Source organism: Sphingobium sp. WCS2017Hpa-17 (genome assembly GCF_031843765.1).
In the GTDB taxonomy this organism is placed as follows: Bacteria; Pseudomonadota; Alphaproteobacteria; order Sphingomonadales; family Sphingomonadaceae; genus Sphingobium.
Map to the genome: position 1 here is coordinate 1 of NZ_JAVTIV010000044.1, position 9,335 is coordinate 9,335.

The window sequence follows — 9,335 nt, forward strand, 5'->3', positions numbered from 1 at the left end:
GCTTTGATGTCGGCGTGGAATTGCTCCAGCGTGATTTGACGCGGACCTTCCATCACCCCACACTCCCCGCCCGCTCAGCCATGACCGCAGCCTTCTTCTTCGGGCCGCCGGGGATGAGGTTGCCGTTGGAGCGGGCGCGCTTGGCTTTGAGGTCGGCGAGTTCATCCAATAGTTTCGAGTTCTCACGCTGGAGGCGGTGGATGTCCTTGTACTGCTCGGTGACAAGGCCCATCCAATACTGGACGCCATCATTCAGGGCGTCCTCCATGGGAGTCGAACTGCGAATAAGCGTGGCTTCCGGCACCTCCCCGCTTTCAACGGGATGATTGCGAGCGTATTCGTCACCAGTATCGGGGTTGAAGTAGACGTAGCCACTCCCGCCCAACTCGACCATCTTCTTGCGTTTCCAGAACATTTCTCGTCTCCCTGGGTTAAGCCGCGCGGGCCGGGTGGATTTCATCGGACAGCGGGACACCATGCCGCGCCGCGTATTCGTGGATGATCTCGATCAAGTCGCTGAACTGCGCCTTCGTCAGTTTGGAAGAGCGGAAGCCGACCGGGACCATCCCCTTGCCGTCCAGTGCTTGCTCAAACCGCTGGGTATGATCGAGCGCGTGCATGAAGAGGGCTTTCCAGACATCAGGTGTGCATTCCCGACCTTCGGGGCGCGCGCGGCTGATCTGGGACAGGAGCGCCCACATAAGCGCATTCTGGTCGTTGGTGCGGCGCGCAGGGCGGATATTCAGCACAGCACCCGCTGGCACTTTCTCGATCAGCCGATGCGCCTCCATGCGGCGGTAATCGCTGGTCAGGATGATCGTCTGTCCCTGAGTTTCAGCCATTGCGCTTTGCCTCCATGATCTCGACCCGGCGCGGGGACTTGTCGGCAAACTCTTCCGCCAGCGCCTTCATGTTGATGTTGTGCATCCGCTCGAATGTGGTTTCGCCGATGCGGTGCTGCGTCGCGTGGCAATCGCGACACAGCGATATCGTCCAGTAATCGTGCGGCTTCTGGCCCATGCCTGCGCCGGTTCCGGTGCGCACATGGGCGACCTCAATCGCTGCCGTGGAGGCGCAGGCGCTGCAAGCGTGCGAGCGCACGAAGTTGCAATGCGCTTGCGACCGCCAGCGGGTTGAGCGCTTGGGCGCCTTGGGAATCCGGCGCGGCAGCATCAGTCGAAGCCCGGCACGAAGTCGTCATCAAGGTCGTTGTAGTTGCCAAACCCGCCACGACTGCCGCCGCCGAAACCGTTCTGGTTCTGATGCGTCAGGTCACGTTGGCCACCCTGCCCGCCATTGGGGCTGTCCAGCATGGTCAGGACCGCGCTGGGACCAGACAGGGTGACTTCGGTGGAGTAGCGGTGGTTGCCCGACTGGTCCTGCCACTTGCGGGTGCGCAACTGGCCCTCGACATAGACCTTGCTGCCCTTGCGCAAGAAACGTTCAGCAACCCCGACCAGTCCGTCACCCATGATGGTGACGCTGTGCCATTCAACACGCTCCTTGCGTTCGCCCGACTGCCGATCCTTCCAGCTTTCGGAGGTGGCAATGCGAAGGTTCGCGATCTTGCCGCCGTTCTGGAAGGATTTGATTTCCGGGTCCGCACCGAGGTTGCCCACGATGATGACCTTGTTCACAGAGCCAGCCATTATGCTGCCACCTTTTCTTCGCGGAAGTTGAAGCCGGGGACGCCAGCGAAGCGGTGGGCCTCGATCTTGGCGTCACGATCAGCCCAGCGCTTTATCAGCGCATGAAATTCGGCCATGAACTCCGGGTTGTGCTTGTAGTGGCCGTAAGCCAGTGCCCAGCTATTCGGTCCGTCGATCAGGTCGGCATGCCAGATAGAGCGCAGGCCGACTGCGCGAACGCCCTGTCCGGCATCGACCCGCACCTTTTCCTTGGCCACGCCATCGGCCTGCCGCAGGAGCGCTTTTGCGTCGGCCAGCGCATCCTCGGCGCGATCCATCACCGCAATGTCGGTGGTTTCCTTCGCCTCTTCGCGCAGCGCCACAGCTTCCTTCGCGGCGGTCCGTGCGGTGTCGGCGGCGACCTTCTCGCGCGCCTTGCGATCTTCTTCCCGCTTTATCAGCCACGCGGTCGAAAGGCGGCCAGTTGCGGCGATTGCCTTAGTCAGGGTGCCGTCAGGGGTTCCCTTGAGGCCCTTGGCGACATACCCGTTATTCCATGCTTGGATTTCCGTCACCGCGTCATTGTGCGGCTTCTTCTCGGTGGCGGCATTGTCCTTCACCAGATCAGCCGCCTGTTGAAGCGACCGGTGCAGCTTGCCGACTTCCGCCGCCTGCCCCTCGTTCTCGATCGCAACGCCATCGGCCCAATTGACGGCCTCGGTCAGAAGGTCGGAGACATGCGCATCGATCGCTGCCCGTCCAGATATCTTGTCCGCAGGTGCGACTTCTTCGGGCGGCTGATTATCGCCTACGACGGCGCGCGAGTTGTCGGAGCCTTCCGCTTCCAGCTTGGCGATATGCTCAGTGAGGGCCTTAATTTCCTCGATCCGCTCCGGGCTTTCCCGGTTCAGCTTCTTGAGCGCGTTGGTGGCGTACGGGAACGGCATGGTGGCGATAGGGACCGCCCCTTTGCTCGAAAGATACATCGTCATGGTCGGTCCTTTCAGTAAGGGATTTCGTCATCCAGATCGGCGCTAGCCGACTGGCTTTGCTGCCGCTGCTGATGCTTGGTCGCCTTAGATATCCGGTCGTTCAGCGACTTCATGGCGGCGGCGAAATGCCCGGCGGGCAGATCGCGAGCGCAGGATACGTCGGAAGGCGCGAGGAACTTTGCCGGATCAACCCCGGCTTCCCGCATCTTGTCCTCAAGCATTATTTCCTGCGCTGGCGTGATGCGCTCCACCTTCTGGCGATCGGACTGGCCGCTATCCTGCTTTTCGTCAGCAGCCTCATCGCCGTGGAGATCGCCCTTGTGCCAGAGGTCGAGCGCCGCACCGAAGCGCATCGCGGCATTGCGCAGCGCATCGCCGATGACCTCCTTTTCCCGCGCACCGGGATCGACGCCCTGCTTGGACGCGGCGTGGCCATATCCAAGGCGCGTGACGCCGCAGACGGTCAGCTTGATCCAGAGGCCGCCAGTCTGGTCGAAGGCGGGAAGGCCATCACGAAAGGCGACAGGTTCCCACGACCATAGGGGATCGGTGTCCAGCAGCCGATCGGTCAGAGCGGCATGGCCGACATAGTCGAGGTGGACCACGTCGGGATGATGCCAGCTACCGCAATCCTTGCAGCGGACGCCCTTCTTGAAGTCGGCGCGCACCGCTTCGGTTTGCGCTTTGGTCGGCTTCGGCAACTTGCTGATGTGGTTGGCAGCAAAAGGCTCGCGCAGCTTGGCGAGCGCCGACACGGCGTCAGTCATGGTTCTGGCCTTTCGAGAAAAACGGATCAGGATCGGCCCGGCCAGCCTCGGCAGCGCTGATGATCCATGCGGCATTGGCATCGCACTCAGCCATGGCGGCGAGACGATGATGCAGAATGGCGTCCTGTTCAGCCCATTCGCGGCGCTGGGCAGGCAGAGGATTGAGGCGCTGAACTGCGCGCTCGAAATATGCGAACCTGTCCATGCTGAAGCTCTCCTTCACCGGACACCTCGGATGCGCGCACGGACCCGTTACGATGTCCTCGCAGTAGCCGCATTTGGTGCGGTGGTTGTCGTTGGTGGGGTGGGTCATTGACCACCTGCCCTAGCGCGCTCGGCCAGCATGGCGTCGGCAAGAGCGTGAGCGTCAGGCCACAGGGAGCCATTTACGATCGCAGCTACCGTCGATTGGTGGATGGAGAACTTCTCGGCCAGTTCGCGTGTCGAGTAAGCCCCGCCACGGTTCAGAAGAGTGAGCGCGGCCGCCTCAGCGAAGTTTAGCTTTGCCTTGTGATGCCGATCCTCGCGCGCCGCCCTCTTGCGCTCAGCCATCTGCCGCATGTTTTCGCCATGACCGCCCTCGGAAAGGTGCTTCGGATTGACGCAAGACGGATTGTCGCAATCATGCAGCACCATTTCCATAGGCGGGCGGCCTGTATAGGCCATTAGGGCGAAGCGATGCGCGCGATACTGAGTCTTCTTGCTGGGAGCAAAGACACCGTAGCCTTTAGGGGTTTTTCCTCCGGTCCAGTTCCAGCAACGGCCAAAAGACCAATCGCCGGCATCAATGCGCGATACGAACTTTCCAAGCAAATTTCGGTCAAATCCAGGCACAGCGGGGAACGCGCTGGGGTTATCCATGAACCACCTCCAGCCCCGCCCAGCGAGCAGCTTCATGACACCGGGCGACGTACCCATGCTCAAGGTCTTCGATCAGCGCATGGTCCGCCGACCCGTCCTTGAGCGCGCCGACGATGCGGTCAGCCATTTTGAGTTCGCGCATCGCCTGCTTTTCATCGAAACGCGGGTCGATCCCCGCCGCCGCTTCCGCCGCCAGACGGGCGTTCAGCGGGTTCAGATGCGGATAAGCGCGCGGGTCGTAGGGGTGATATTGCTTCTCCCCTGCCCGCTGCTGGACCTGCATCCGGTGGTAGGCCTGCGCGAAGGTTATGCCGAGCCGGTCAGCCAGTTCTTGGCATTTCGTGGCGTTGATCGGGGAGCTCATGTCAGGCTCCCGCTTTGGCGATGGCGGCGGCACCGGCTGCGAGGGCGCGGGAAACGCTGTCGTTCGGGCTGCCCGTCTGGCCGTGAGCTGCCAGCTGGCGCTGGCAGTAATCCAGTTCCAAGCGGCAGGCCTTCAGAGCGGTCAGCAATTCCGGCGCGGCCAGAAACAATGCCCGATCCGCCACCATCTGCTTATTGTTGCCGCTGGTGACGACCATCTGCGCCACCGTCACCGCACCGCGCATGATCTGGCCGCGCTCGCCAATCGTAAGTTGCTTCAAATCGGTGGTCATAAAAAACCTCCATGTGAACAAATCTCAGCCTCGCCGCGCACCGGGGGATGGCGCGCGGTCTGGGGAGATCAGGCGTTCTGCGGACTGGACGGTGGTCGGATGATCGAGCTGTCTTGGCGCTTAAGATCGCGATCGCCTTGGCTCTGAACGTGGAAGACTTCCGACAGCATCGTAGCGACATGGCCGTTCAGAACCGTGCGGAAGTGGTCCTTCAACTGCGCGGTGACGTTCACGATGTGCTGCTTGATTTCCTTGGAGAAATCGTCAGCGCAAATCTGCGCCATCATCCATTCGGCGCGAGATACGGAATTGTAGGCGCCGTTCTCGACCTTCTTGCCGCTGCGATCGACGCGATCCGTCCAGTAGTTGGATACCAGCGTTTCAAGCTCTTTGCTGATCGACGTTGGCTGACCGACCGGGCGGCCGAAGCCATCGGTCTTGTGGTAGCTGCGCTCGAAACCTTCGCCGACGATGCGCTCAACACTTTCCGTGACGACCAGCGAAACCTTCTCGGCAAACACCTTGTCGATGCGCTTGTTAATGCCGTCGCGGATGCTGGTGTAGAGATCGTCGTCGGTCGTGAACTTGTGGACAGCCTCGTCCACAATGGCCTTCTCGATCTTGGCTTGGTCTATCTGCACCGTCTTCCTCCATCCAAGCAGCCCTGCTGCTGTGCGCCGGGTGTGGCCGGCTGGTGAGGATGGATATACCGTTATGGTATTCCGCCTGTCAATACCGTTTTGGTATTTTTCTTCACGGCGAAGTTTTCCACAGATTTCTTGGTTCTGCAGGATTGATCTATGTTCCCGTATTGTTCCATCTTCGGATCAGCGATTCGGGAGTGAGGTGCATGAGTTTTTGGTATCGCGCGGTGTGCTTTGACCGTCCGCTTGGGCCTTGGAGGCGCGCGCGGAAGGAGGCCCAGGAAGACCTCCTTGACCACGGCTTGGGCGAGCGAACTGAATGGGGATCGTTCTATATCACCGTGCCGGGCGATATTCAGACGCGCCACTTCATCGACGCGCAGCGAGCGGCTTAGTGGCGGCGGATGCTGGTGACGACGCGGCCGATCACTTTGAAGCCGCCCTGCCCCAGCGGGATTTCCTGATGCTCTGGATTGCTTGAGCAAGGAACGAGGCGCGCGGGGTTGTCCAGATATTGCTTGAAGGTCGTTTCGCCTTCCTCGTTCAGGACGACATACAGCTTTTCTGGAAAGAGCGCGGTATCGTTGGGGTTCACGATCACGGTCGTGCCGGGCATGACATGCAGATCCATTGAATCGCCAACAACCCGCAGACCAAAGCTATCCTTCGGCGCGTCCGACTTCGACACATCAACAAAACCGGTCGCCCGCTGAATTGCCTCTCTCCAATTGCCCGCCTGCACAGCACCTATGACAGGCACCTTCACGACCGTCTCAGCATCGTCAGGAACCTCATAGGCCACATCACCGCCGAATAATTGGGCGACCGTGACGCCGAGGGCAATAGCTAGTTTTTCGAGGTCCGCGTGCTTTGGTTCACGGTTGCCGCTTTCCCAGCGCTGGATGGTGGCTTGCTGGACGCCAACGCGCTCTCCGAGCTGGGCCTGTCCCAGTCCGAGACGTTCACGGTAGCGCTTCAGATTCGCGGTAAATTCCATTCGGGCGTTTTCGCGCCCCGTCACGCTGCATGGAATATCCATATCGGTATAATGCGCATTGACTGGAAATACCGTTTCGGTATATCCATCAATCATGAGCTACAGAGACGCACTGGCCGCCTTCCTCTCGAAGGAAGAAAACACCGAAAGCGCGCTCGCCGCCAAGGTCGGACGCACCCAAGCGGCTATCAACCGATACAGGCGCGGCGTGCGCTTCCCGGATGCTGACACCGCCCGCTCTATTGAAGAGCAGACCGGTGGCGCCGTGCCGTTCGCGGTCTGGCAGACGGAGTTTCTTGCGCGCTCGGGGATCGCGGCATGAGTGGCCTGCCCTACGCCGACATGGCGGCCATGCGCATGTGGGCCAGCCTGATCATGGCGCGGGAGCCGGATTTCATCATCGGCCCCGACTATATCCGCCGCTGGTGGGTGATCCCGCGCAACAAGTCCTGCAACGTCTATCTGCACGAAATCCTGCACTCGGACGATGACCGGGCAATGCACGATCATCCGTGGGCGAACACAAGCCTCCTGCTCGATGGAAGCTATATCGAGCATACCCCAGAAGGCGCCTTCACGCGGGTGGCTGGTGATGTGATCGAGCGGCCCGCTCAGGCCTTGCATCGGCTGGAGGTCATCCCCGGTCAACGCGCAATCTCGCTCTTCATGACCGGGCCGACCGTTCGCGAATGGGGTTTCGCCTGCCCGAAAGGTTGGGTCCACTGGACTGACTTCGTGGACGCGCGTGATGCTGGCCAGATTGGCCGTGGATGCGGAGAGTACGCATGACCCTCCCCGACCTCCAGCGCCTCGGTCAGGAGTTTGACGCTGACCCGGTCGCCACCTTCATCCGCAAGGTCGCACAGGCCGCCCAAGCGATCGGCTTTCAGGCTGGTGTCGGCGGCATGGAAACTGCTGGCGGGATCATCAGCTATCTTGCTGCGCACCCGGAGCATATCGCCGCGTTCGACAAGAACGGCAGCGTGTTCGATCTGCCTAATGACTGGCTGACCGATGGATGCCTGACGTGGATGGCTGCTGACGGCAAGGTTTGGCACCCTGACGAGGCCCGCGCCGCCCGCGAGGCGAAGAAGCGGTGCAAAGGCTGCGCGGCGCCCCTGCACGAATGCACCTGCCCCAATCTCGTCGCCGCTGGGCTGGCTCCGGTGGGGGGCGAGTAGATGGCGGACGATTGGCAGATAGGCGATCTGGCGCTGTGCGTGGCTGATAGGTTGCCAGCACCAAGGGACAAGCCGACCAAATTGCTGAAAGTAGGGCGGGTTTACACCGTGACTTCGGTGCGCTGGTCTTTCGGCGAGCAATGTGTGGCTATAGGGTTGGCAGAAGTCCAGTCGCGCGGGCCGCTCAGGGATTGGCACGCCTGCATCTTCCGCAAAATCCGCCCACTGAGCGACATAGAGCGCGCCAGCTTCATGACTGACCTTCGCCTCCCGCAGACCGTGGAGGCCTAACCCATGTCGAACGCGCTCAACAACGCGGGTGGCTGCGGTGGCGCCTACTACAACGAAATCGACCCGTTCGCCGCCGCGTGGCTGCGCGAACTGATCGCCCGCGGCGTCATCGCGCCGGGCGTCGTGGATGAGAGGTCCATCGAAGATGTATGCCCAGATGAGCTTGCTGGATTTACTCAGTGCCACTTCTTCGCCGGCATCGGCGTCCACAGTTACGCCCTGCGCCGCGGCGGTTGGGCCGATGATCGTGCGATCTGGACGGGATCGTGCCCGTGCCAGCCTTTCAGCGCGGCAGGCCAAGGAAAAGGGTTTGCTGACGAGCGGCACCTTTGGCCCGCCTTCTACCACCTCATCGAGCAGTGCGAACCTGCAATCGTCGCTGGAGAGCAGGTTGCGAGCGGCGGTACTGGCGTATGGTTCGATCTTGTACAAGCTGACCTGGAAGCCATGGGTTACGCCTTCGGGCTTGTCCCGCTTCCGGCTGCGGGCTTCGGCGGCGCGCACATCAGGGACCGGGCTTTCTGGGTGGCCCACGATATCGGCGCGGGACTGGAAGGATTCACCGGGCATGGCCACGGAAAGGCCGGATGGGCGATCGAGGCTGGACCAGTTGCCGCGTGTGGCGACTTTGACGGGATGGCCGACGCCCTGCGTCATGGAGCCGGACACGACGCCGGAGCAGGTCTGGGCACGCAAGCAGCGGCTTACGGCTTCGACGGGCGTGTATCGGGGGAACGACTGCGGGCTGGGATCGAAGGTCCATCTTTCGGGCTGGCCATCGGGCACAGCGGCGGACAGTCGACGGGTTCCGTCGCACGACTTCACGACGCCGAACATCACGCTCAACCACGCGGCGGTTCTTTCGGGCTGGGGCACAACAGCCGGCCCCATGCGCCTATGCTCGGACGGGACGCTGCTGACTGGCTCTTCTGCCGGGATGGAAAGTGGCGGCCGGTTGGACCCGGCACATTCCCGTTGGCTCATGAGGCTCCCGCCCGTGTGGGACGACTGCGCGGTTACGGCAATGCAATCGATGCCGAAACGCTCACGCAGTTCTACGCGGCGGTCATAGGCCACCTCGACGGTCATCCGATTGCGGAGGCGGCATAGGACATGGCGCACCGCATCACCCAGCCATTGGCCTTCCACGCCCTGGTCGAGGCCCCCGATGGCCGCCTCTACATCAACCCTATCCCCATAGCCGCCGCCCCTAGCGCCGGTGAAGGCGGGCGTCCTGCCATGGTCGCTGGTGGTTCGCTCGCCAATGTTTCCGATCATGTTCATGAAAGGGCTTCTGCATGACCCGCAACCCGCAAAT

General features: G+C 61.7%; 18 protein-coding genes. 6 read left to right on the plus strand and 12 right to left on the minus strand.

Annotated features, from left to right (window positions below; genetic code table 11):
- Window positions 1–52: 52 nt before the first annotated feature.
- The 12 genes from RQH62_RS24375 to RQH62_RS24430 form a co-directional block, all read right to left on the minus strand.
- Window positions 53–415 (minus strand): hypothetical protein, encoded by a 363-nt coding sequence (locus RQH62_RS24375; protein ID WP_311271241.1) that lies wholly within the window; start codon window positions 413–415, stop codon window positions 53–55.
- Window positions 416–431: 16 nt separating this feature from the next.
- A complete protein-coding gene (locus RQH62_RS24380; protein WP_311271242.1) occupies window positions 432–842 on the minus strand; it encodes a recombination protein NinB in 411 nt (136 codons plus the stop codon).
- Window positions 835–1,173, minus strand: coding sequence for a putative HNHc nuclease (locus RQH62_RS24385; protein ID WP_311271243.1), 339 nt, complete (start codon window positions 1,171–1,173; stop codon window positions 835–837). Before RQH62_RS24385 ends, RQH62_RS24380 begins: the two co-directional genes overlap by 8 nt.
- Window positions 1,173–1,649 (minus strand): single-stranded DNA-binding protein, encoded by a 477-nt coding sequence (gene ssb, locus RQH62_RS24390; protein WP_311271244.1) that lies wholly within the window; start codon window positions 1,647–1,649, stop codon window positions 1,173–1,175. Before ssb ends, RQH62_RS24385 begins: the two co-directional genes overlap by 1 nt.
- Entirely contained in the window at window positions 1,649–2,620 is a 972-nt protein-coding gene (locus tag RQH62_RS24395) for a hypothetical protein (protein WP_311271245.1), read from the minus strand. Before RQH62_RS24395 ends, ssb begins: the two co-directional genes overlap by 1 nt.
- 11 nt (window positions 2,621–2,631) lie before the next feature.
- Window positions 2,632–3,387 carry a hypothetical protein gene (locus RQH62_RS24400; RefSeq protein WP_311271246.1) on the minus strand — a complete coding sequence of 252 codons (756 nt, stop codon included), beginning with the start codon at window positions 3,385–3,387 and terminating at the stop codon, window positions 2,632–2,634.
- The gene (locus RQH62_RS24405) at window positions 3,380–3,700 is read right to left on the minus strand and encodes a hypothetical protein (RefSeq protein WP_311271247.1); all 321 of its coding nucleotides are present in this window, start codon (window positions 3,698–3,700) and stop codon (window positions 3,380–3,382) included. Before RQH62_RS24405 ends, RQH62_RS24400 begins: the two co-directional genes overlap by 8 nt.
- Complete coding sequence (locus tag RQH62_RS24410) at window positions 3,697–4,248, minus strand: HNH endonuclease (protein WP_311271248.1); 552 nt, start codon at window positions 4,246–4,248, stop codon at window positions 3,697–3,699. Before RQH62_RS24410 ends, RQH62_RS24405 begins: the two co-directional genes overlap by 4 nt.
- Window positions 4,241–4,612: a hypothetical protein gene (locus tag RQH62_RS24415; RefSeq protein ID WP_311271249.1), complete on the minus strand. Its 372-nt coding sequence runs from the start codon at window positions 4,610–4,612 to the stop codon at window positions 4,241–4,243. Before RQH62_RS24415 ends, RQH62_RS24410 begins: the two co-directional genes overlap by 8 nt.
- 1 nt (window position 4,613) lies before the next feature.
- Window positions 4,614–4,904: a hypothetical protein gene (locus tag RQH62_RS24420; RefSeq protein ID WP_311271250.1), complete on the minus strand. Its 291-nt coding sequence runs from the start codon at window positions 4,902–4,904 to the stop codon at window positions 4,614–4,616.
- Between the two features lie 68 nt (window positions 4,905–4,972).
- Complete coding sequence (locus RQH62_RS24425; RefSeq protein ID WP_311271251.1) at window positions 4,973–5,545, minus strand: hypothetical protein; 573 nt, start codon at window positions 5,543–5,545, stop codon at window positions 4,973–4,975.
- Between the two features lie 394 nt (window positions 5,546–5,939).
- A complete protein-coding gene (locus RQH62_RS24430) occupies window positions 5,940–6,641 on the minus strand; it encodes a S24 family peptidase (protein WP_311271252.1) in 702 nt (233 codons plus the stop codon).
- On the opposite strand from RQH62_RS24430, the gene RQH62_RS24435 reads away from it, so the two are divergent.
- Genes RQH62_RS24435 through RQH62_RS24460 form a run of 6 tightly spaced genes read left to right on the plus strand, consistent with a single transcriptional unit; the run spans window position 6,640 to window position 9,319 of the window.
- On the plus strand, window positions 6,640–6,867 hold the full coding sequence (locus RQH62_RS24435) for a transcriptional regulator (RefSeq protein WP_311271253.1): 228 nt from the start codon (window positions 6,640–6,642) through the stop codon (window positions 6,865–6,867). The two genes, RQH62_RS24430 and RQH62_RS24435, sit on opposite strands and share 2 nt — an antisense overlap.
- Window positions 6,864–7,334: a hypothetical protein gene (locus RQH62_RS24440; RefSeq protein WP_311271254.1), complete on the plus strand. Its 471-nt coding sequence runs from the start codon at window positions 6,864–6,866 to the stop codon at window positions 7,332–7,334. Before RQH62_RS24435 ends, RQH62_RS24440 begins: the two co-directional genes overlap by 4 nt.
- Window positions 7,331–7,726, plus strand: coding sequence for a hypothetical protein (locus RQH62_RS24445; RefSeq protein ID WP_311271255.1), 396 nt, complete (start codon window positions 7,331–7,333; stop codon window positions 7,724–7,726). The genes RQH62_RS24440 and RQH62_RS24445 overlap by 4 nt, the downstream gene beginning before the upstream one ends.
- Window positions 7,727–8,017 carry a hypothetical protein gene (locus tag RQH62_RS24450; RefSeq protein ID WP_311271256.1) on the plus strand — a complete coding sequence of 97 codons (291 nt, stop codon included), beginning with the start codon at window positions 7,727–7,729 and terminating at the stop codon, window positions 8,015–8,017.
- Between the two features lie 3 nt (window positions 8,018–8,020).
- The gene (locus tag RQH62_RS24455) at window positions 8,021–9,127 is read left to right on the plus strand and encodes a DNA cytosine methyltransferase (protein ID WP_311271257.1); all 1,107 of its coding nucleotides are present in this window, start codon (window positions 8,021–8,023) and stop codon (window positions 9,125–9,127) included.
- A gap of 3 nt (window positions 9,128–9,130) precedes the next feature.
- The gene (locus tag RQH62_RS24460) at window positions 9,131–9,319 is read left to right on the plus strand and encodes a hypothetical protein (protein WP_311271258.1); all 189 of its coding nucleotides are present in this window, start codon (window positions 9,131–9,133) and stop codon (window positions 9,317–9,319) included.
- Window positions 9,320–9,335: the final 16 nt, after the last annotated feature.

Coding starts and splice junctions, on each gene's coding strand:
- RQH62_RS24430 (WP_311271252.1), bottom strand. CDS start 6,641: ATGATTGATGGATATACCGAAACGGTATTTCCAGTCAATGCGCATTAT.
- RQH62_RS24380 (WP_311271242.1), bottom strand. CDS start 842: ATGGCTGAAACTCAGGGACAGACGATCATCCTGACCAGCGATTACCGC.
- RQH62_RS24440 (WP_311271254.1), top strand. CDS start 6,864: ATGAGTGGCCTGCCCTACGCCGACATGGCGGCCATGCGCATGTGGGCC.
- RQH62_RS24435 (WP_311271253.1), top strand. CDS start 6,640: ATGAGCTACAGAGACGCACTGGCCGCCTTCCTCTCGAAGGAAGAAAAC.
- RQH62_RS24375 (WP_311271241.1), bottom strand. CDS start 415: ATGTTCTGGAAACGCAAGAAGATGGTCGAGTTGGGCGGGAGTGGCTAC.
- RQH62_RS24415 (WP_311271249.1), bottom strand. CDS start 4,612: ATGAGCTCCCCGATCAACGCCACGAAATGCCAAGAACTGGCTGACCGG.
- RQH62_RS24450 (WP_311271256.1), top strand. CDS start 7,727: ATGGCGGACGATTGGCAGATAGGCGATCTGGCGCTGTGCGTGGCTGAT.
- RQH62_RS24455 (WP_311271257.1), top strand. CDS start 8,021: ATGTCGAACGCGCTCAACAACGCGGGTGGCTGCGGTGGCGCCTACTAC.
- RQH62_RS24400 (WP_311271246.1), bottom strand. CDS start 3,387: ATGACTGACGCCGTGTCGGCGCTCGCCAAGCTGCGCGAGCCTTTTGCT.
- RQH62_RS24385 (WP_311271243.1), bottom strand. CDS start 1,173: ATGCTGCCGCGCCGGATTCCCAAGGCGCCCAAGCGCTCAACCCGCTGG.
- RQH62_RS24405 (WP_311271247.1), bottom strand. CDS start 3,700: ATGACCCACCCCACCAACGACAACCACCGCACCAAATGCGGCTACTGC.
- RQH62_RS24460 (WP_311271258.1), top strand. CDS start 9,131: ATGGCGCACCGCATCACCCAGCCATTGGCCTTCCACGCCCTGGTCGAG.
- RQH62_RS24445 (WP_311271255.1), top strand. CDS start 7,331: ATGACCCTCCCCGACCTCCAGCGCCTCGGTCAGGAGTTTGACGCTGAC.
- RQH62_RS24395 (WP_311271245.1), bottom strand. CDS start 2,620: ATGACGATGTATCTTTCGAGCAAAGGGGCGGTCCCTATCGCCACCATG.
- RQH62_RS24420 (WP_311271250.1), bottom strand. CDS start 4,904: ATGACCACCGATTTGAAGCAACTTACGATTGGCGAGCGCGGCCAGATC.
- ssb (WP_311271244.1), bottom strand. CDS start 1,649: ATGGCTGGCTCTGTGAACAAGGTCATCATCGTGGGCAACCTCGGTGCG.
- RQH62_RS24410 (WP_311271248.1), bottom strand. CDS start 4,248: ATGGATAACCCCAGCGCGTTCCCCGCTGTGCCTGGATTTGACCGAAAT.